This is a genomic window from Mesorhizobium sp. Arg314 (assembly GCF_053714275.1).
The window spans coordinates 1-21,494 of sequence record NZ_JBSKBP010000025.1 but is presented as its reverse complement, the minus strand read 5'-3'; the positions used below and the strand labels follow the sequence as shown (position 1 = coordinate 21,494).

Here is a 21,494-nt window from a genome sequence, read left to right as displayed (position 1 = left end):
CGAGTTTACATCCTCCAGCGGCGCGGTGCGCCTTGCCAACGGTTTGGCTCGGCCATGATCGCCATCGCCAATCCTTCGAACAGATGCGTCTGTTGGGATGGCGAGGGGCGTTTGATGCTGCTTAGCGACGCGGACGGCACTCTTTATCCACGCCATGGATGACTTCCATCGAAACAAATGATTTTACGCAATTTAGCAAATGCTGCATTAGAAGTCGAAAGGATGGAATTCAAACCTAGGGCGGTTGACAGGATCAAGACAAAGATTTTCGGGTGTACGCCAAGCATAAATCGAGCGTATCTCCGATACGATCATGTTGGCGAGATAGATCGCGCCATCTGATCTGGCACAAATCCCCAAAAGCAGCGCATATGCTTATCGTAATGCTTTAGAGTTGTGTTTAATAGGATCGCTACATGCGTGCCTCAACAAAACAGCTAAAAAGAATAAGTTGTTCTATACGCTCTAAGCTGCGTTGGAGGCTACGCTGGGAAAATGAGCTTGAACTCAACGACCACGTAGAACTTGCCGATTTCTTTCGCAAGACCTATGGCCCGACCGGAGTATTCAACGCAAAACCATTCGAAGGCAGTCAAAGTTGGGCCGGCGCGAGGCCTGAGCTCCGTGCGATCGGCTATGACGCGAATGGGGTAGCCGCTCACATTGGCCTGCTACGCCGCTTTATCAGGATTGGCGGTGTCGACCAACTGGTGGCAGAACTTGGCCTATATGGGGTACGTCCGGACCTTGAGGGGCTCTGGATCGCCCATTCAGTCCGGGTCATGTATCCGGTACTGCAGGAGCTCGACGTCCCATTCGCCTTCGGAGCGGTTCGGCCCGCGCTGCGGCACCATATTGAAAGGTTCAGCCGAAACGGTCTGGCGACGATCATGCCCGGGATCCGCGTGCGATCCACCCTTCCACGTGCGCTTCTCGACAAACCGCCCACCCGCACGGAGGACGTAGTCCTCATTGTTCTCCCGATTGCACAGCCGATTTCCGAGTGGCCGATCGGCACGATAATCGATCGGAACGGGCCAGAGCTGTGAGATCCCTCCGCTGCATATCCGAAGTCCGCGGTGAATGGGCTGACGACCGCAGCCATAGCCCAATTTATTTAACGTTTGACGACGGTCCCAATCCTGATTGCACACCGGATATCCTCGATCTGCTGGCGGAAAACCAGGCGTGGGCGACCTTCTTCGTCATCGGGGCGCATGCGGCAGACCAGCCTAAACTCATCCGACGCATGATTGCAGCAGGCCACCGGGTCGGCAATCACACAATGACGCACCCGGAGCTGTCCGACTGCCGACATGGCCAGATTCAGTATGAGATACTTGAAACAGATAGGACCCTTCGGGCGGCCTGTCCCGACGTCGTGGTGGCACATATGCGCGCTCCGTTTGGCAGTTGGACAGAACAAGTCCTTACGACCTGTGCGCGCGCTGGTCTGACGCCGGTCCACTGGTCGATAGACCCTCAAGACTGGTCTCGTCCCGGCGTCGAGGCGATCGTCGAAAGAGTAATGGCCTCTGTCCGGCCGGGCGCAATCGTGCTCTTGCACGACGGTTGTCCTCCAAACGAGTTCAGATCGGGCGCTCAGGCCGGTCTGCGGGACCAGACCCTCATGGCTCTGTCTCGTCTGATTCCAAAGTTGCACGAGCGGGGATTTCAAATCCGCTCCCTCCCCCAACCTGCTGAACAAAGCGACATCCTATGATCCTGCTCGACGAAATCAGCACTGGCGCTGTCTTGATCTATGCGCTGCTATCGACTGCCCATAAAGGCATGCAGACGATTTATGCTTGCCCGGCGGACCTTTCCACGATCTCAGATGGCCCGTTCGGCTCCCAGTTTCTGCCGAGCGTGGATGTCATCATCCCCTGCTACAATGAGGACCCGGACACGCTCTCGGCCTGCCTAGCCTCTATTGTGGACCAAAACTACCTGGGAGAACTACGGGTCTACGTTGTTGATGACGGGTCCGCAAATCGGGTGGCTGTGGGACGTGTCCACGACCTCTACGCGCATGACCCGAGGTTCAACTTCATTCTGCTTCCGCACAATGTTGGAAAGCGCAAGGCGCAGATCGCCGCGATACGCCGCTCATCGGGAGAGTTGGTGCTCAACGTCGACTCCGACACGATGCTGGCTTGCGATGTGGTGACGAAGCTCGCGCTGAAGATGCGAGACCCACGGATCGGCGCGGTTATGGGTCAGTTGACAGCTAGCAACAGGAACGAGAATTGGCTGACCCGGTTGATCGACATGGAGTACTGGCTTGCTTGCAACGAGGAGCGCGCGGCCCAGGCTCGTTTCGGTGCGGTTATGTGCTGCTGTGGCCCATGTGCCATGTACCGCAGATCTGCGCTGCTTATGGTTCTTGATCAGTACGAAACGCAGCTGTTTCGTGGGAAACTAAGCGACTTCGGCGAGGACCGCCATCTCACGATCCTCATGCTGAAAGCAGGCCTTCGAACCGAGTACGTTTCGGACGCGATCGCGGCAACAGTCGTGCCGGATCGGCTGCGGCCATACCTGCGCCAACAACTACGGTGGGCGCGAAGCACCTTCAGAGACACGTTGCTTTCGCTGCGCCTCCTGACGGCCCTCGACCGCTATCTCACATTGGATGTGGTCGGACAAAATGTCGGCCCGCTGCTCCTTGCCGTCTCGGTCTCAACGGGGATCGTGCACCTCGCGCTGGCGGACACACTGCCTTGGTGGACAGGCGTCATGATTGCGGCCATGACCATGATCCGCTGCAGCGTGGCGGCGTTTCGTGCTCGCGAACTGCGATTTCTGGGGTTTTGTCTACACACGCCGATCAATCTCTTTCTTCTGCTCCCCTTGAAGGCGTACGCGCTGTGCACCTTGAGCAACAGCGATTGGTTGTCGCGCGGCTCTGCTGCCAGGGTTTCAAGCGGCGCTGGCAAACACGTCCTGGTCGGAGATCCCGGTGTTGATTCAGGAACTCCAGGCGGGTCGGACGATGTGGCGCCATCGTGCTTGCTCACTCTCTTGAGTGATTTTTCGGCGGTGACTTCATGTGGCATTGGCGCCCATGAGTGATTGCGTATCGGATCTGGGAGACAAGTTGTGACAGAGCATGATAGTCGCCACCGGTCGCATTTGGAATTGGCCAGGGAGGATTCCTGGCGGCTCGACTACAATCCGCTCGGGCGGGAGCATCACGAGCAAGCGCACGAGCCGTCGCTTTCCCTCACGAACGCACTCCAAATCGGATGCGCGGCCGGGGCACTCGACAAAACTTTCGCGCAACCACCACAAGCTCCCGGGCATCACCGTCGCGGCGCGGGCACAAGCTCGAAGGCGCGAACGGATGAACGAGCCGCAAGACGTCTGCTTGAGTGCCGCTGACGTGGAACAGTTCTCGAGCCAGGAGCCGCTCGGTCTGATCGTCATGGCCGGAGTGTACGGCCTCCTCGGTCATGGCCATATGCCCGCGGCTTTCGAAAGATAGTGCGCGTGCTTGCGTCGGGCGGACATCTGTTTTCGGATCAGCGGGCGATGGCGGTTGTCGGTGCTGCAAGGCGCCGAGGCAGAACGCCAGTCGCAAGACAAGGTCGATCGCCAGGCGGGGAGATGAACCATGAACAGACTGCTTGCTCGCTCGCTTTCGACGTCCCACTCGGCTTCGGGTGCACCGAATTGCGGCAGACGGAAGCGGGAGACTAGGAAAGCCGAATGGACGCATCGCGTTTCTTGATACACCTGATCGGCGCCTCGGTGGCTTTCGCCGCGGCGACCTATTGCTTGACCGGTTCGTTTGTTCAGACGGTTCTCTGCGCCGTGTTCACTCAGTTCGGGTACTTCTTGGTGATGCTTTGTCTCATGTGGAGGACGGAGCAGAGTTCCGTACCCTGTCCAGACCAAACACACAGGAAGCCGAGCGCCATCTGATCGCAAGCAGTGACGACCTCTCTGCGAAGGCTGAATAGCCTGCCCGCGTCAATCGGAGGCACTATGCGCAGTTATAGCATCAAGCTGACGCTCGACGAGGCGACTGTCGATGTCGAGGACGGATGCCTCTTCTGTCATTTTGAACTGGAGAAGCAACGCCTGGCTCTGTCCCATAGATCGCCGGGTATGTTGACGCGAATGACACCGCCGTCGAGGTGCACGGTCTGGACGCGTGGGATGGAGATAATCGCGTGACCGACTGCTGGGACGATGCGGCCAATTCGCCAATCCTGGTCATTAGCGGGGTGCCTCCCCGCTATCCCCTCAAGTCTTCGCGGTATCTTGCAACTGGGCTAGCGCTCGTCGCCGGCGTTCAGCAGCAGGAGGCCTGCGCATGACCAGGCTGGCCATCAACCTAGACGGCGTGAGTAAATCATACGGCAATAAGTTGGTTGTGGACGGGTTGTCGTTCACTGTGGCGGCGGGAGAATGCTTCGGCCTGCTGGGCCCGAACGGCGCGGGCAAAAGCACGATCACGCGTATGCTTCTGGGCATGACACCGCCTGACGCCGGTAAGATCACGGTGCTGGGCATGCCAGTGCCAGCACGCGCTCGCCTGGCACGCGGCCGCATCGGGGTGGTCCCGCAGTTCGATAACCTTGACCTCGATTTCACTGTACGCGAGAACCTGTTGGTGTTCGGGCGCTACTTCGGCATGAGCACGCGCGCGGTCAAAGCGGTCATACCGTCGCTGCTTGAGTTCGCCCGCCTCGAGAGCAAAGCCAATGCACGCGTCGGCGCACTGTCCGGTGGCATGAAGCGGCGCCTGACGCTCGCGCGAGCGCTGATCAATGACCCGCTGCTACTTGTGATGGACGAGCCGACCACGGGCCTCGATCCGCACGCGCGCCACCTGATCTGGGAGCGGCTGCGCAAGCTCTTGGCGCAGGGCAAGACGATCATTTTGACCACGCACTTCATGGAAGAGGCCGAGCGGCTGTGCAACCGACTGTGCGTTCTTGAGGGAGGGCGCATTATTGCCCAGGGGCGCCCACACGCGCTGATCGAAGAGCAGATCGGCTGCCAGGTACTGGAGATATACGGCGGCAATCCGCATGAGCTGAGTGAAATGATCAAGCCGCACGTACAGCGCAGCGAGGTAAGCGGCGAGACGCTCTTTTGCTATGCGCCCGATCCGGAGCAGGTGCGTGTGCAGCTGAACGGGCGCGCGGGTCTGCGTCTCTTGCAGCGTCCACCGAATCTGGAGGACGTGTTTTTGCGGCTGACCGGGCGCGAGATGGAGAAATGATGATGGGTGACCGTTATGCGACGGCTCTGCCAGCCAATGCGTGGAATTGGATCGCTGTATGGCGCCGCAACTACCTGGCGTGGAAAAAAGTGGCACTTGCCTCGCTTATCGGCAACCTGGCCGACCCTATGATTACTCTGTTCGGGCTCGGCTTTGGCCTCGGAATAATGGTGGGGCCCATTGAGGGCACGTCCTACATAGCGTTTTTAACAGCAGGCATGGTCGCCGCCAGCGCGATGACCTCCTCCACTTTCGAAACGATCTATGCAACTTTCGGTCGCATGCAGCGGACCTGGGAAGGGATCCTGTACACACAGCTCACGCTCGGCGACATCGTGCTGGGTGAATTAGCGTGGGCAGCCACGAAGGCCTTTCTGGCCGGCACCGGAATCATGATTGTCGCCACTGCGCTCGGCTATGTGGCATGGCCATCCGCTGTCCATGCGTTGCCTGTCGTTGCTCTTACCGGCCTTGCTTTCGCGAGCTTGGCGATGGTCGTAACGGCGCTTGCGCCCAGTTACGACTACGTCGTTTTTTACCAGACGCTGGTCATCACACCCATGCTTTTCCTATCCGGGGCTGTCTTCCCGGTGAGCCGAATGCCTGGGGTTTTTCAGCAGGTGGGCGGCTTCTTGCCGCTTGCACATTCGATCGAGCTCATCCGTCCAGCGATGCTTGGCCGCCCGGCCACCAGCGTCGGCCTGCATATCGGTGCCCTGTGCATTTACACGGTGTTGCCGTTCTTCCTCTCGGCGATACTGTTGCGTCGACGCCTCATGCCTTGATGCCTTTTGCGGCCAACACGCAGTATCGTGAACTTGGGTTGAGCGACCTGTAGGTTAGCGCTCTCGGCGTGTGCACTTTGAGCAGAGGAGAGCAGAACAGGAAGCCGAGGCGCACACGCGATTGGAGGCGGCTTGGAGGCTGGCATAACCTGGTCGATGCCGCCGGGGTGTACCCTGTGCCACCCGCGCGGCGCTCATCAGAGCCCCGACCGCAGCCAACGAAAGCAGATACTTTCTCAAATTAACGCTCTCCGCCTGTCCGTGACACATTGCTGATGGTCCGCCGCAGTGACGCCCCTTGGTAATCCGGTCGCCTGACACATCAACGCCGACAAAATGGCGCTCTGATAAATTGGCTTTATAGCTGACAGGATTCTATCGGCGTACCGGGCGCAGCCTGAAAGTGGTACCTGATGGCCTTCCAGTCCGCGACGGGATTTGCGCCCCCACGCGGGGATCGCCGCCGTCCCTAAAGCCGTCCCGAGTCATTACATGAAGAAAATAAGAAACTCCGAGCAAATCGTTGCACTGGGTGACGTCGCTTCGAGGAAGCTAGTGCTCGAGATCGCTGACCGAACGCTCGACAAACTGGACAGCTACAGGCGGATCCGCAGCATCATGAGTATGGAGGGCGACGTGCTGCGCATCGGCGTCCGATCCTGGGACCTTTCGAAAAAACGCAATGTCTATCTGTTTGGGGCCGGCAAGGCTTGCAACCACATGGCGATGGCGGTGGATCACGTGCTCGGCGAGCGCCTGACGCGCGGCATCGCAATCGTTAAAATTCATGAAGAGACGGACCACTTCAGCAAGACGGAAGTCTACATCGGCGGGCACCCGCTGCCGAACGAGGAAGGGTTCCGCGCCTCGAAGCAGATCATCGAGGTGGTCGACCAGGCTGGCCCCGAGGATCTCTTCATCGTTGTGATCAGCGGTGGTAGCTCGGCCCTCATGTCGTGCCCGATCGACGGCATTTCACTTCAAGATGAGATCGAGACGACCGACGTGCTCCTGAAATCAGGTGCGGGCATCTACGAAATCAACGCCGTGCGCCGCCATATTTCATCGTTGAACGGGGGGATGCTCGCCAAGCGTATTCAGGACGTCGGGGCCGAACTGATCGGCTTCTCCATATCTGATGCCGTTGGCTCGCCCGCCACCGGTGACATTACTGTTCCCTATGCCGCGTACAAGAGCACGCCCATCGGTCCGGATGCAACGACACTGGATGACGCGCGCGGCACGATCGTCAACTTCGACGTGGCCGACCGCCTGCCGAAGAGCGTTGTGCGCTACCTGATGAGCGCCGGTCCCGACAAGGAAACGCCGAAAGCTTTCCCCGACAACACCTATTTCCTGCTCAACACGCTGCCGGACTCCTGCATCTACGCGAAGCAAGCTTGCGAGGAGATAGGCATTCCCGCCATCATCGTCACCTCGTTCCTGGAAGGCGAAAGTCGCGACGCCGGCACCTTCTTCGCGTCGATGGCGCGGGAAATCCAGACCTACGGCAATCCGGTTAAGCCTCCTTGCGTGCTGCTCAGTTCGGGCGAGGTCACCACGCAGATCCTCGACAACAGTTCCATCAAGGGACATGGCGGCCCCGGCCAGGAAATGACCGTGAGCTTTGCCATCACCGCCGCCAAGGCGAAGGGCGCGTGTCTGCTGTCGATCGACAGCGAGGGCACGGACGGGACGGCGAAGGTCGCAGGCGGCATCACAGATTCCAGTAGCCTGAAGGCGGCCGCCGCCAAGGGGATCAGCCTCTATCAGGCGCTACGCGAACACAGCTGCTTCGAGGCGCTATCGGCCATCGACTCCACGGTGTTCACCGGCAATACCGGCACCAACCTCTGTGACCTCAACATCCTCTACGTCCCGGCGATCGAGGAGGGTTTATAGGCATGGAAGACAGGATCACATCCATCCGGGCTCAACAGATCATCGACTGCAAATGCCGACCTGCCGTGGAGGTCGAGATCCGCACCGAAAGCGGTGCAGTCGGCCGGGGCGCAGCCCCCACCGGAACCTCCGTCGGCATGCACGAGGCCGTCGTCCTGCGCGACGGAAACCCGGCGAGCTACAAGGGCCTCGGCGTCCAAAGGGCCGTCGACAACGCAGTGAATGTCATTGGGCCGGCGTTGATCGGCATGAACGTGTTCGACCAGCGCGCAATCGACGCGAAGATGATTGAGCTCGACGGTACGCCGGATAAGCGCAGACTTGGTGGCAACACGATTTATTCAGCCTCGATAGCGGCTTTCCGTGCTGCGGCCGATGCGCGCCGGATCCCGCTTTACAAGTACATCGCGGGCGGGGACATCAGCACCGTACCAGTGCCCTGTTTCAACGTCATCAATGGCGGCCGCTACGAGACGTTGACCCAGGCCTTCAACGAATTCTTGATCGTGCCCTATGGCACCGACAGCATAGACGTGGCCGTCGAGATGGCGGTCGCGGTGTTCCAGCAGCTTGCCGACGTCCTGACGAAACATCTCGGTCACAAACCGCAAGTCGCAAGCTCCTACGGCTACGCGGCCCCTTCGGACGACCCGGAGGTAATCCTCTCGCTGATGCAAGAAGCGATTGACGCCTGCGACTATACCGGCCGCATCGCCTTTGCACTCGATTGCGCCTCCAGCGAAATGTACGACCGCGATACGGGCACCTATCTTCTGAAAGGCAAGCGTGTCTCAGCCGACGAACTGATCACATACGCCAAACGGCTCACCGAAAAGTTCGATTTCGTCTTCATCGAGGACCTGCTCGATGAGAACGATTGGGACGGCTACAGCAAGGCGGCCAGGGAACTCACCCGCACGATTGTTCTCGGCGACGATCTCATCGTGACCAACGCCGCCTTGCTTAAACGCGCCTACGAAACCCGTGCCGTTGACGGCTTCATCCTGAAGCCCAACCAGGTCGGCACGATCTCTGAGGCGATGGATGCCCATCGCTTTGCCAGCGAACACAGCATGATCTCGGTCCCCTCAGGTCGTTCCGGCGGCGTCCTCGACGACGTCGTGATGGATTTTTCCGTCGGTCTCCAAGTGCCCTTCCAGAAGAATGGCGCGCCGCGTTCTGGAGAGCGAATCGAAAAACTGAATTTCCTGATGCGTGCCAACGCGGCAAGCCCCGGCTGCCGTCTCTACGACATCAAGCCCCTTCTCCGCTTCTGACGCGGCCCAGCCGCGGAAGGCAGGAATACGAACATCAATCAACCATAGAAAAGGTTGCCTCCATGTATCCCAGGATCGATTTTCTCTACCTTTCCGAACCCAACATGATTGCTGCCGGCGTTCTGGACGCGAAGCGCTGCGTTGATGTGTGCGAGGAAACCTTCAGCCTCCTCGGCAAGGGTGACTATTTGATGGGCGGCGCCAACCACAACAATCATGGCTTGAACATAGTTTTTCCGAAGGAAACGAAGTTTCCAAACATGCCGGTGGCCGGACCGGACCGTCGTTTCGCGGCCATGCCTGGCTATTTGGGTGGACGTTTCGACGTCTGCGGCAACAAATGGTACGGATCGAACCATGCCAATGCCGAAAAGGGCCTGCCACGTTCGATCCTGACCATGATGCTCAACGACAAGGACACCGGCGCGCCGTTGGCGCTGATGTCGGCAAACCTTTTGAGCGCAGCCCGCACGGGCGGCGTGCCAGCCGTCGCGGCCAAGCACCTCGCCAACAAGGATGCAAAGGTTGTTTCGGTCGTCGGCTGTGGTCCGATCAACAAGGCGTGTTTTACGGCGATCATGACCCAGTTGGGAGCCGTTCAAAAGGTCGTCTGCTTCGACCTCTTTCCCGAGAAGGCCAACGAATTCGCGAACTGGGTACACAAGGAATATGGCTGCGAAGGCATCGGCGTAGATGAGACCGAGGCCGGATTCCGCGATGCGGACGTAATCACCATCGCCGCTTCACGTCTCAAGCCGCTTCACTTCAAGGACGAGTGGATCAAATCCGGCGCGACCATCCTGGTGTCCGGCCCATTCAACACAGACGAGTCGTTCCTGACTGGTGCGAGGATCGTCTATGATCACACAGCCTTGCAGGAGGCCTATGTCGAGGATGCGGTGGCCTCCGGAAACAGGGAAACTTACTATAGCAGCGTTATCGGTGGCCCGTTCTTTCGTCTCATCGATGCCGGCAAGCTGCCAGCCCTCAAGGATTCAACGGGCCTCGGCGACGTCGTCAACGGCAAGAAGCCCGGCCGAGAGAGTGACGAGGAGCGCGTGATCTTCATCGCCTGTGGCATGCCCGTGTTCGATATCAGCTGGGGTTTCGAAGTTCTTCAGAACGCTAAGCGCGAAGGAATCGGCCAACCCCTAAACCTCTGGGAACGGCCAAGACAGGCTTAGGCAAAGAGACTGCACCCGCTGAAATGACGCTGCAAAAACGGGAGGCGGATCCGCCCACGCCCGAGTTCGGGTGGCGTGAAGGGCGCGCGGCTCGGACCATGGCAAAAAAGCAGCGTGGTCCCGTTCCCCGCACCTGACTTGGCGAATTTCCCACAAGGATTGTGTGCTCGGCGCGGGAGTTCCACGATTCATTGGAGAGCCAATCACAGTCGCGACACTACGATCCGCTATGCCATGACCTTCGCCGACGGCTTCGTGCGCCTGCACAACAAACCGGCCATTGTCATCGCCGCCAACATATTGAGCCGTCGGATCAATCCGGCCGAGCGGGCGAGCGCGGTGCTGTTTGCCGACGCCGCTGGCGCCGTGGTGCTGGCCCCCTCAAACGATCCCAGTCACGGCATCCTCGGCTCTTCCTTTGCCTCGGACGGTTCCGCTTATGGTCTGATCCACATCCCGGCAGGCGGCAGCAACCGTCCGTTCGCGGAAGAAATCGACATCGCCGAAACCCGCATGACCATCACGAACGGCCGCGATGTCTTCGCCAAGGCGGTAAAGATGATGAGCCGCTGTTCCGTAGAGGCGCTTGCAGCGGTCGGCCTTTCGGCGCCCGACGTCGCCCGCTTCGTGCCGCACCAGGCAAATGCCCGCATCTTCAACGCAGTCGGCAAGTCGCTCGGCATCGACGATGAGCGCATCGTCAAGACCATCGCCGACTACGGAAACTCGTCAGCCGCATCGTTCCCCCTGTCGCTGTCGGTCGCGCTCAGCGCGAATCCACTTCGACCGGGCGCGAAACTGCTGCTGGCTGCGGCGGGTGCCGGCTTGACTGGCGGCGCGCTGGTGGTTGGTGTCTGATGGCTCGAGCCTGCAATCGAAACGGATCTGTCAGGATCGCCTCGTCTCTAGCTGCTCGCCGAACTTTCCGGCGTAACATCGCGGCGGCGTTCTCCACCCGGGACAACCGCGGTAGAGGAGGTGACCGAAGCAGGAGGCAGCTTAAACGACGAGCTGCGCATCACTGATTTGAACCACACGCTATTACTGTCGCCTCGCTGTTTTGCCCGGCCGTGCCAGGTATAAAATGGGTTTAGCGCTAGCTAAAACTTTTACGTATTTTCCTGGCGACGGTTGGTGCCTATCATAGATTTTATGGTGAGCAAGACCGCCCTATCAGGCGGCACATTCGGTCGCGCCGCGGGGAGCGGAAAGGGCTGCGCGGTTCCAGCATAATGTACAGCTCTGGGGCGGACTCCCTGGCCATTCTGCACGGTGTAAGTGTTCAGGAAGAACCATCAGGTGGTCGAAAGCGGCTGGCGCCGAGGCGAGCATTGCGGGGGTCTGGAAGGTGGATCTCATGGAGCCCTCTCCAAGCTGCCCTCCCCACTTCGAATCGTTCGACCCGTCACGGTGCTTCGGGTATCGCCTTCCCTATGACCTGCGGCGCATAAACGCGCATAGAACAATCGCCTTCTCTAATGCGGTCCGACGGGGGACGACTGTCGAGCATCCGACACGCCGATCCTTTGCGTCGGTGAACGAGATTTATTCCCCATACGGCCGTGTGGCAGATTTGGGAACACAGCCCCGCTCGGCGGTTTTTCCGAGCCAACTGAGTTCGTCGGTTTTCGCCGCACATTGCGGGTCGCTCATCTAAGTTAACGGTGGAAAAGGAGCCGGGATGAAGAGGTTTGAAGGAAAGGTCGCCCTCGTGACGGGCGGGCGTAGCGGAATTGGTCAAGCAACCGCGCGACGTCTTCGGGATGAGGGTGCACGCGTCTTCACTGCGCAGCGGGGCGAGGATCGGGAGTTCGAAGCGATCTCGATCGACTTGTCGGCGCCTGCTGAGGCGGGTCATGCTGTCGAGGCTGTGGTGGAGCAAGCTGGGCGACTTGACGTCCTGGTGAACAACGCGGGAATGATGGAGGAAGCACGGATCGAGGATATGACCCTGGTGGATTGGGAACGCACGATGGCCGTCAATCTGACGGCGCCGTTCATGCTGATCAAAGCCGCCCTGCCCCACCTGCGGTCAGTGGGTGGTTCGATCGTGAATGTCGGCTCAATCGAGGGCCTGGGCTCCAATCCGAAGCATGCAGCCTATGGCACATCCAAAGCGGGTATCCATGCCCTCACCAGGGCAGTGGCGATCGACCACAGCGGCGAAGGAGTCCGTTGCAACGCGGTGGCACCGGGATGGATCGATACGGACATAAATGTGGAATTCATCCAGAAGCTGCCCGATCCAAAGGGATTTCGCCAAAAGGTCGGGAAGATCCATATGGTCGGCCGCACCGGGAAGCCGGAGGAGGTCGCAAGCCTGATTGCCTGGCTGGCCTCGCCCGAATCTTCTTTTGTCACCGGACAGGTGTGGACGATCGATGGCGGCCGGATGGCAATGCTGAGCCTGCCGCAGTAGCGGCAGAATTGCGCTTTCGAAGTAACGCACTGTCCTCGATCCCCGCGTCGATTTTGTTTTCAAGGGTATCACCAAAGGTTCGAAGTTCGGGGACTATGGCCTGGCTGGCAATGGCGCTGCAGGACAGGAACTGGATCGTTACGATCCGGCCCTCGGCTCACCAAGACATGCTGTCGTTATAGCCACTTCCATCGATCATACCGACAACATGATGTTGACTAAGGAAGAGTTCGGCGCAATGCATTGGATGATTGGTGGGAGTGAGAACAAAAACGTCCGGTCAGACATTGTCTTTTTCGAAACCACAGGCGGTGGAGCGGTTTTCTCCGTCGGGTCAATTTCCTGGTGCATGAGCCAGCCCGTCGACGACTACGAAAACGATGTCTCCCGAGTCACGCGGAACGTTCTTGAGCGCTTCCGTGATCCCAAACCGTTTCCGTTACCGGGTTCGCAGTTGTGGGCCGCCTCTACGGATGCCGCCATCACCTGAGTAGCCCCGTTATCAAAGAGGGACTCCAAAAGCGCGGGACCAGCAGCGAGAAAGTCAGACGGCGTTGGTTCTCTGACATGCACCTACGCGCGACACTACCCTGTAATGCAGCGGCAAACGCGCTGTGCCCTCGGGCGTTCTCATGGTCCTTGAATGGCCCGCTATTAACTTCGCGACAGCACGTCAGTCCGGCATTTGGAACGGGCTCGGATCACGGAAGCGGCGTAGCACGTTATCGGAAATGCGGGCGACATTGTTGGCGTAGCCAGCGGACGGCAGGCAGCTGCCCCACGCTATCGAGCCGACAGAAAAGACCGCACCGCCCGCAGGTGTCTCGAAGAACGTCATATCGGCACGGATAGGCTCTCTCGGGGCATCGTTCCAGAGAGTGGTGAAGAAATCGGTTCCACTCATCCCCCGCATATACGAACTGCTATGGTTTTCTGAAGCGGCAACCACGAGGGCGTGCCGCGGGGTTCCAAGTCCTTGGTCCATCACGTCAACCTCAAGACCGGCTGCGCCGCTCAAAATACCGAAATCGCCAATGATGCTTTCGGTGATCCCTTCGAAAATGAAGTGCGCCCGCGGATCGTCAGCTGCCGGCAGGCGACGATAATAACTGCAGCGGTCAAAAGCCTCTGTTCGATATCCAACGCCAACGAGTGACTGCTCAGGTCTGCCCAAATCCCTCCATGCGCCACAGAGCCGGCCCGTAAAGCTGCTGTAGGCGTCGCCCGCGTCGACACGGCCCATCTTTGAATTACGGCGCCGGAGCTCGACCAAGCCATGTCTCTGAGGATGGAAATCGATGGTATGGTAAAACCCATTGCCGCCGAGATACATGAGCCGCCCACCTTTGGCGAGGAAGCCATCGAGGGCCTGCAACATCGGTTGAGACCAATATTCCGGATGGCTGCCAGTCACCAGCACGCGGCACCCCTCCAAGGCGGCAAGCCCCTCGCGATCGAGCTCCTCGTCGGTCAACACGTTGTGATCGGGAGCTGCCCGGGCCAGCCAGCCGAGAAGGCAAAGATCGATCTGAAAATTCCAGATCCAACCTCCAGGCTGCCGGTTCAGCACCGGCCGACGGAGCGATCCGATCCAGCGTCCGCTGCCATCGTCGTGAGGATCATAGAGTGACTTGCCGGGACCCGGGAGGTCAACAGCCAAAAGATCTAGTGGAGTGAAGGTAACGCCAAGACAGCCGAGGCCATACTCTATTCTCTGATGTTGGGATAGCATATTAACGTAGGCCGCATAGGTCGCCGTGGGCGCCAGGAAGGCAACATCGCTTGAAGCGTTTGCTGGCTGCCGGACGTAGAAAGGTACATAGAATTCAGCATCGTCGCCTTTCAGGCGGGCGGCATAGCAACCGCTGGGCCACTCGAGCGGCACCGTGAGCCGCAGGTCCTCTTGCCAGCCGGGACTCTCGAGATCGTCGTGGTGGAAATGAATGGCGCCATATTGTTCGGGGGCGCGGCGCCAATCCAAGGTCGAGCTATCCCAGTTCGAGCCCTGGACAGCACGGGCGGGCTGATTGACGCATAGGCCGTCGTGACCGAAGCCGGAGAGGTCCCGGACCACGTCTGAAGCAGGTTCGTTCACCAGGGCCCAATCGGCCAAGCAGGGCCAATTGACCGGTTCGTTCGGCTTGCGTGCGGCGAAATCCTTGATTTGATCGAGAGACAGCGCGGCAGCCAAGATGCGGGGACGTTCTATTTTGCCGTTGAAGTGGTGGCAAGGAAAGCCGTCTCCACCCAGCTCGGCTGCCATTAGAAGGTGACCGTCACCGCCTGCTGGCGGCTTCACATCATCCACGGCCAGCCAACTCGCGCCGTCGTGGTCGTGCGTTCCGGAAGCCAGGCGATGCACCGCAACGAGCAAATGACGGCGTTCGGAATCATAGCTTAGCGCAACAAAGCTCCAGCGACGCAGAGACAACGGCCGATCGAGGCGATAGAGCCGCGCTCCATCGGCGTCCGCAAGGATTGCGGTCAGGCAGCCCTCGGCATCCAGCCGCAAGGCCACTCCCCCTCTCCCGTCCGCGGTCAGCGTACTCAACAGACAGCGAGGTTGGCCGTTGACAAGGGTCGGAAAAATGTTGCCGCAAACTGTTATCGGCCCAAGATCCGCCAGACGCTGCGAGCCCTCGACCTCAATGTAGGAACCAGCCCGAATGGGTTGGTCGCGACCAGGATAACGCTTGGCCTCCGTCATCGCGGATGGCTCAAAGGGCGGCATTTCCGGGCCGGCATCGCAGCCTAGCAGGCGGACGAAATCGCACTGGAAACTATCGAGTTTGATGCAGCTCACAGCAAAGCCGATGGTTTCTCCCGGCTTGACGCTGTCGCAATCTGCATAGGCGAGAATCACTGGGCGATCAGTCTTCATCGTCACTTTCCTGCAGTGGCAGCGCACCGATCAGATCTCGCCAGCGCTGCTTGAAAACCCAGCGCTCAACATCCTCACGCGTTTGAAAACAGGCTGGCGCCATTTCGGCAATGTCCAAGCCGTCGGGCGACCAGCGCGCTGCGCGCCACTCGCTATAGGGCTTGGTCATTATCGTGAACCACTTGCCTGCCGTCGGTTGGGAACGCATGACGTCGAGCATAAAGCGCAGATCGGCACTGTGGCGGCCGAATGGGGCGTCCAGGAATTCGCGAACCAAGTCGAGGCGATCAGCAAAAGCCGCCAATGCCGCCCGGGCCGCAGCCGTGCCGGCATTTTCAGCGCTGCGCCCTATCTGAGATCCTTTGAACTCAGCGCTCGGACCGTCGATCGTCATAGCTAACCTCCAGGCGTAGAGCATTGATCCTCGGCTCCAGCGACCGGGCGCTCCGAATTCACTGTTCGTATAAGTGCCCTCGACGGCTAAAGCGGGAGCGTGGGAGGCTCGGCAGTCTTGCTGACCCTCCCCGAACGCTTTGAGCAGACGTGATGCATCACATCTGCTCAAGTCCGGCCGATGTTCCTGGTCGGCTGCGGCCGATGTCGAAATCTAGGCCATCAAAGCGGCGTCGAAGGGACATTTGGTGAGATTTTCGAAGCCGTTCGCAGTTATCAAGACCTGCTCCTCCAATTTCACCCCTTCGCGGCCGCCAATGGCTCCGATGTAAGCTTCGACGCAAAGCGTCATGCCAGGCTCTAACTTGTAGTCGAACGCTCCCGGGATGAAATCTTCAGGATACATAATCGCAGGATACTCATCGCATAGGCCAATGCCATGCATCATGCAGCCGTAGCGCTGGTGGACGAATTCCTTCGGCAGCTTGTGGCCGCGCTCCGTAAGCTCCGTGAACGACACGCCGGGCTTTAGCAGGGCCATGTTGGCCTGCACATGCTCATATGCGAGGGCATGCAATCGACGCTGCTCGTCGGTGGGCCTTCCGTCGCCGCAGTACCAGGTTCGCGAAAAATCGGCGCACATGCCGTAAGGACCCACCATATCGGTATCGAACGCGACCAAATCGCCCGATTCAACCCGGCGCGGCCCCGCCTCTGCCAACCACGGATTGGTGCGTGGGCCTGAAGTGAGGATGCGGGTTTCAATCCACTCACCGCCCCGGGCGATGTTTTCGGCATGAAGCACCGACCACAGTTCCGTTTCGGCTATACCCGGCTGCAAGCGCTCGCGCATCTTGGCGACGGCAATCTCGCAAGTTGCGATTGAGCAGCGCATGGCGTTGATCTCGTCGATCCCCTTGATGGCCCTTGCATGCTCCATGAGTTGCATGCCGTTGCAGACTTCGACCCCGATTTCATCCAAAGCACGAAGGCCAGGGATCTCGATCTTGTCGACGGCCAGACGGCGGTTCTTGCCGCCGCTTCGGCGCAGAAGCTCGTCGACCTGCCCGGCAAATTGCTTTGCGATCACCTCTTCCGCGTCACCAGCGGCGAAATAGTAGAAGGCCGCGCCCCCGTCCCGGACTTCGTTAACAAGCGGGAGGTGCGCCGAGAGGTGCTCGCAATTGTGCAAGTCCCAAATGACGACATATCCGTCCGCAGATATGAATGCGGCCCGGTTCGCATTGTGCGTAATCCAGAGTTGCATGTTCGAGGAATCGGTTGCGTATCTGATGTTCAGCGGATCGAAGCATAGCACGCCCGCGTAGTCGCGCTGACGAAGCTGCTGAACGATGCGGGCAAGCCGCGTCTCACGCATTCTCACCAAATTCGGCGGGGTCAAACCCAGAGCCGACCACTCGGCAAAGGCGACATCGGTCGGCCCGATTTCCACCCGATCATTATCATCGATGCTGCCGTCAGGCTTCAGTCCGGTTGGACGCCGGCTTGGATCAATTTTGTGCGTCGTAACCGAAAAAGATGACATGGATCTAGCGTTCCCTAGGTTGGTGTTTGGACAATTAAGGCGGAGATTCGCAGACTTTCATATGGGGAAAAAATACCGCACGATATAGAATGGATTCATCTCGCTCGGTGTCTTCTCGCCCCCCGGCGCACCAGTAGTTATGCTCGATACGCGTTTGGATTGGCGCCGAAGGCGAGGCGGAAGCACTTGGAAAAATGCGAGGCCGATGCGAACCCGCAGGCTACCGCGACCTCAACGATCGGCAACTCGGTCTGCTCGACAAGACGCTTAGCTCGGGAAAGTCTCACATGGAGGTAATAGCGCATTGGGGAGATAGACAATGCGCGTGCGAAGAGCCTTTCGATCTGACGCTGCGAGCGACCGACGCACCTGGCAATATCACGCAAGGGTATTGGGTCTTCGACATGTTCTTCCATGATACAAATGATTTGCGCGATCGGCTTACTGATGCCAATTTCGTTAGAGTTGATGGACGACTGTCTTTCCGAGGTGGAACGCCAATGCCCCGCTGTGGTGTGCCGACAGACGGCCAGTGCGACGTCCTTGCCGAGATGTTCGCTGATCAACTCCATAACTAAGTCGAACGACGCAAACTCTCCTGCACAGGTGACGAGCTGGCTATCCCGAACGAAGAGTCGGTCAGTGACTTGGACACGTCCGAATGTTTCAGAAAGCGCGGGACGCTTGTCCCAGTGAATTGTACACGGGACACCGTCAAGCATTCCAATCTCGGCGAGCAGCCACGTTGCTGTACCCAGAGCCGTGATCGGAATGCCGTGCCGCCTGTAAAGGCGAAGAACATTGATAAGAGAAGCCGAAACCTGCTTTTCCACCATTTCGCCAGCCAAGAGGACGACCATGGTTGGCCGATTGCCCGACTGCATCGCTTGGCTGGCGCATTTGAAGTCACCGTCCACCGACAGCCCAAAGCCGCTGGCGCATCTTACCGGCAGTCCGTCTTTGCTCAACAGAGACCATTCAAAAAATGGCCGTCCCAAGATCGAATTGGCAAGGCGAAGCGGGTCCACGAATGATGAGAGACTGAGTAGGGAGAAACCGGGAAGCGCCAAGATCATGAGGCGGCACTCTTCGGATTGTGCATCCACCAGATTCCTGGCGGTGTCCCAAAGCACTGAGCCTGAACCGCTAGGGGCTGCAAACGGCGCATTCATGGTGTCTTATCCCTCCTTCGAGGTGCCAAAAATCGCGTCGGTCGACGCGGGGTTTAATCCTGCCGTCGCGAGATCGAAGCTCTCAGAGGTCAAGCGCGAACGTTGTGCTTGCGCTTCATGAAGTCCTTGGCGGTCTCGACCGCCACGGCCGCGTCGCGGCAATAGGCGTCGGCGCCGACGGCCTTGCCGAATTCCTCGTTGAGCGGAGCGCCGCCGACCAGCACGACGTAGTCGTCGCGGATGCCCTTTTCCTTCATCGTGTCGATGACGACCTTCATATAGGGCATGGTGGTGGTGAGCAGCGCCGACATGCCGATGATGTCGGGTTGATGCTCCTCCAAGGCCGCCATGTACTTTTCGACCGGGTTGTTGATGCCGAGGTCGATGACGTCGAAACCAGCGCCTTCCATCATCATGCCGACGAGGTTCTTGCCGATGTCGTGGATATCGCCCTTGACGGTGCCGATCACCATCTTGCCCTGCTTCGGCGCGCCGGTGGCGGCGAGCAGCGGACGCAGGATGAACATTCCGGCCTTCATGGCGTTGGCCGAAAGCAGCACTTCTGGCACGAACAGGATGCCGTCGCGAAAATCCTCGCCGACGATGCGCATGCCTTCGACCAGCGCTTCTGTCAGCACCGTATAGGGAACCCAGCCGCGCTCGAGGAGAATATGCGTTCCCTGCTCGATTTCTTCCTTCAGCCCATCATAAAGGTCATCGTGCATTTGCTGCACGAGTTCCTCATCGGAAAGCTCGGAAAGAGTGATCTCTTCATCAGCCATTTTGGGTCTCAATGCTTGAATTCAAGGAGGTTGGCGCCCCATCCTCGATGGGGCGCCAACCAGGCTTCCGGTTGAAGCCTTGGGAGTTGATTGGGCTACCAGCCAGATCGTCTGCAAAGCACCTGGAGGCCAGCTTGACCGGCATCGCAGCCTAGGCAATGCTTGGCGAGATTTCCTCCTGGCGCTTGGCGACGAATGCGTCGAGTTCTTCTCGCAACGCCAAATCCAAGGACGGCTGCTCGTAACTGTCGATGATCGATTTGGCCTTCTCGCGGCAGCGTTGCGCCATATCTTTCGATCCTTTGACTTTCCACTGCTCGTAGCTGAGGTAGTCCAGGATCTCCGGCGCGATGAAAGCGTCTTTAAACCGCTTGAGCGTGAAGGAGTCGCCGAGATAGTGCCCGCCGGGGCCAATCCGACGGACCGCCTCTAAAGCATCCTCGAAATGCTCAAAGGATATTCCCTTCGCATATTTCTCGATGAGCAGGTTCTGCTCCGCGTCAGCAACGAACTTGGCCATGCAGCAAACGAGGCCGGCCTCATCCCAGCCGCCTGCATGCATCATCAGATTCGCGCAGGCGCTAGCGCCCGACATGTAAGCGATTGCCGACTCATACCCGGACTGGGCATCGAAGGTCTTCGCCGACGACTGGGACGCAGTGGTTCTCCACGGTACACCATATCGCCTCGCCAGCTGGCCGATAATGGCGTTGAGCAAAGTGACCTCAGGCATGCCGGACATCGGCGCGCCACTGCGCATCGACACCGAGACCGAGTATTGGCCGTAAATCATTTTCGCGCCTGGTCTGACGAGTTGGGTATACGCGAGAGCGGCAAGCGCCTCTGCGTTCAACTGCGCGATGGTGGCCGGAATGTCAGCCGGAGTGTTGGCGGCCCCCAAGACGAACGGGGAGAGCAGGACGACCTGATTCGCCTCGACGAAAGCTCGAAGCCCCTCGATCATCGTTGAGTCCCAGACCAACGGCGAATTTCCCGACACGTGTCCCATCATCACCGCGCTCTGATCCATGAACGCTTTGCCGTGTACAATCTGCCCCATTGCGATCGAGTCGTCTGCCCGCTGCTTTCCGGTCGTCAGACCGAAGAATGGCATATTGGTCTCCACCAAGCTCGAATGGTTGATGTGCAGGTGACGCCATGGAACAGCGATGTCGGTTGGTTCGCAGGTAAACCCTCCGGCGATATGGAAGCCCGGCAGCATCTGCGTGAGCCGGTTCATATCGCGCAGATCCGCGATCGTCGATGCGCGCCGGACGCCCTCCAAGTCGCGAACATTTGGCGCGCCCTGCATGGCTCCGAATGTCATCGTGTCAAGCGCGATCTCGAAGCGCTGCGACGGGTCACGCGATGTCATCTCGAAGCTGGAAGGCGCCTTAGCGAGTAGGTTCATGACCATCTCGCCTTCGAGACGGACGCGATGCTCCTTCACATCGGCGCCAGCCTCCTTCCACTGCCTGATCGCCGTCTCATCCCTGAATTCGATGCCGATCTCGCGCAGAATTGCTAGCGACGCCTGGTGAATGCGCTCCAACTGCTCCGGAGAGACGACCTCCACGGGTCGAATACCGTATTTTATGGTGGAAACGCGCGGCCTTTTCTCGGCTTCGCGCGCTGCTACCACAGAGGATCGGCCTCCACGGCGTCGGATTGTGGGAGTGTCAGCGTCCATCATAGCCTCACCTGCGGTCCCACAGTAATCAGCGGTCCGCTATGCGAAATCGAAAAATGCCGCCTGAAATCGGACGGCTTTGCTCACCGTGAAATTGATGGTAGGGGGCAACGGGCGCCATGAGAATACCTAAAAGTTTGCTCTGGCACTAAACCCAGTTTATATCTAGCCGACCAAAGGCAGGGCAAGGCGTGACTCGCCGGCATCGGCCGGCTCAAAAATCACAG

Annotated in this window: 15 protein-coding genes and 2 pseudogenes; 11 read left to right on the top strand and 6 right to left on the bottom strand. The window is 59.1% G+C overall.

The genetic code is table 11. The annotated features are described in order from the left end of the window. Nucleotides 1–458 precede the first annotated feature (458 nt). From ACWGS9_RS23290 to ACWGS9_RS23240, 11 genes and pseudogenes are all read left to right on the top strand, one after another. Nucleotides 459–1,049 (top strand): NodA family N-acyltransferase, encoded by a 591-nt coding sequence (locus tag ACWGS9_RS23290; protein WP_454507510.1) that lies wholly within the window; start codon nucleotides 459–461, stop codon nucleotides 1,047–1,049. Continuing rightward, nucleotides 1,004–1,723 (top strand): chitooligosaccharide deacetylase NodB, encoded by a 720-nt coding sequence (gene nodB / locus ACWGS9_RS23285; RefSeq protein ID WP_454507454.1) that lies wholly within the window; start codon nucleotides 1,004–1,006, stop codon nucleotides 1,721–1,723. Before ACWGS9_RS23290 ends, nodB begins: the two co-directional genes overlap by 46 nt. Next, nucleotides 1,720–3,075 carry a chitooligosaccharide synthase NodC gene (nodC, locus tag ACWGS9_RS23280; RefSeq protein ID WP_454507453.1) on the top strand — a complete coding sequence of 452 codons (1,356 nt, stop codon included), beginning with the start codon at nucleotides 1,720–1,722 and terminating at the stop codon, nucleotides 3,073–3,075. The genes nodB and nodC overlap by 4 nt, the downstream gene beginning before the upstream one ends. 1,246 nt (nucleotides 3,076–4,321) lie before the next feature. Beyond that, the gene (gene nodI, locus ACWGS9_RS23275; RefSeq protein WP_454507452.1) at nucleotides 4,322–5,236 is read left to right on the top strand and encodes a nodulation factor ABC transporter ATP-binding protein NodI; all 915 of its coding nucleotides are present in this window, start codon (nucleotides 4,322–4,324) and stop codon (nucleotides 5,234–5,236) included. 2 nt (nucleotides 5,237–5,238) lie between these two features. After that, a complete protein-coding gene (locus ACWGS9_RS23270; RefSeq protein WP_454507509.1) occupies nucleotides 5,239–6,021 on the top strand; it encodes an ABC transporter permease in 783 nt (260 codons plus the stop codon). 492 nt (nucleotides 6,022–6,513) lie between these two features. Then, nucleotides 6,514–7,923 (top strand): glycerate kinase type-2 family protein, encoded by a 1,410-nt coding sequence (locus tag ACWGS9_RS23265; protein ID WP_454507451.1) that lies wholly within the window; start codon nucleotides 6,514–6,516, stop codon nucleotides 7,921–7,923. 2 nt (nucleotides 7,924–7,925) lie between these two features. Then, nucleotides 7,926–9,200 (top strand): phosphopyruvate hydratase, encoded by a 1,275-nt coding sequence (gene eno, locus ACWGS9_RS23260; RefSeq protein ID WP_454507450.1) that lies wholly within the window; start codon nucleotides 7,926–7,928, stop codon nucleotides 9,198–9,200. Nucleotides 9,201–9,262: 62 nt separating this feature from the next. Next, nucleotides 9,263–10,384 (top strand): tyramine oxidase subunit B, encoded by a 1,122-nt coding sequence (locus ACWGS9_RS23255; protein WP_454507449.1) that lies wholly within the window; start codon nucleotides 9,263–9,265, stop codon nucleotides 10,382–10,384. Nucleotides 10,385–10,612: 228 nt separating this feature from the next. Next, nucleotides 10,613–11,242, top strand: a pseudogene (locus tag ACWGS9_RS23250) (3-oxoacyl-[acyl-carrier-protein] synthase III C-terminal domain-containing protein); the annotation flags it as partial. Between the two features lie 823 nt (nucleotides 11,243–12,065). Continuing rightward, nucleotides 12,066–12,803 (top strand): SDR family NAD(P)-dependent oxidoreductase, encoded by a 738-nt coding sequence (locus tag ACWGS9_RS23245; RefSeq protein WP_454507448.1) that lies wholly within the window; start codon nucleotides 12,066–12,068, stop codon nucleotides 12,801–12,803. Nucleotides 12,804–12,849: 46 nt separating this feature from the next. Continuing rightward, nucleotides 12,850–13,293: pseudogene (locus tag ACWGS9_RS23240) on the top strand (N,N-dimethylformamidase beta subunit family domain-containing protein); the annotation flags it as partial. A 183-nt stretch (nucleotides 13,294–13,476) separates the two neighbouring features. Here the strand turns inward: ACWGS9_RS23240 and ACWGS9_RS23235 are convergent. The 6 genes from ACWGS9_RS23235 to ACWGS9_RS23210 form a co-directional block, all read right to left on the bottom strand. Further along, on the bottom strand, nucleotides 13,477–15,684 hold the full coding sequence (locus tag ACWGS9_RS23235; RefSeq protein WP_454507447.1) for a N,N-dimethylformamidase beta subunit family domain-containing protein: 2,208 nt from the start codon (nucleotides 15,682–15,684) through the stop codon (nucleotides 13,477–13,479). Next, complete coding sequence (locus ACWGS9_RS23230) at nucleotides 15,674–16,078, bottom strand: hypothetical protein (protein WP_454507446.1); 405 nt, start codon at nucleotides 16,076–16,078, stop codon at nucleotides 15,674–15,676. Before ACWGS9_RS23230 ends, ACWGS9_RS23235 begins: the two co-directional genes overlap by 11 nt. 213 nt (nucleotides 16,079–16,291) lie before the next feature. Next, nucleotides 16,292–17,623: a dimethylsulfonioproprionate lyase DddP gene (dddP, locus tag ACWGS9_RS23225; protein ID WP_454507445.1), complete on the bottom strand. Its 1,332-nt coding sequence runs from the start codon at nucleotides 17,621–17,623 to the stop codon at nucleotides 16,292–16,294. A gap of 137 nt (nucleotides 17,624–17,760) precedes the next feature. Then, nucleotides 17,761–18,795 (bottom strand): GlxA family transcriptional regulator, encoded by a 1,035-nt coding sequence (locus ACWGS9_RS23220; protein ID WP_454507444.1) that lies wholly within the window; start codon nucleotides 18,793–18,795, stop codon nucleotides 17,761–17,763. A gap of 89 nt (nucleotides 18,796–18,884) precedes the next feature. After that, complete coding sequence (locus ACWGS9_RS23215; RefSeq protein ID WP_454507443.1) at nucleotides 18,885–19,577, bottom strand: corrinoid protein; 693 nt, start codon at nucleotides 19,575–19,577, stop codon at nucleotides 18,885–18,887. Nucleotides 19,578–19,728: 151 nt separating this feature from the next. Continuing rightward, nucleotides 19,729–21,267, bottom strand: coding sequence for a trimethylamine methyltransferase family protein (locus ACWGS9_RS23210; protein WP_454507508.1), 1,539 nt, complete (start codon nucleotides 21,265–21,267; stop codon nucleotides 19,729–19,731). Nucleotides 21,268–21,494: the final 227 nt, after the last annotated feature.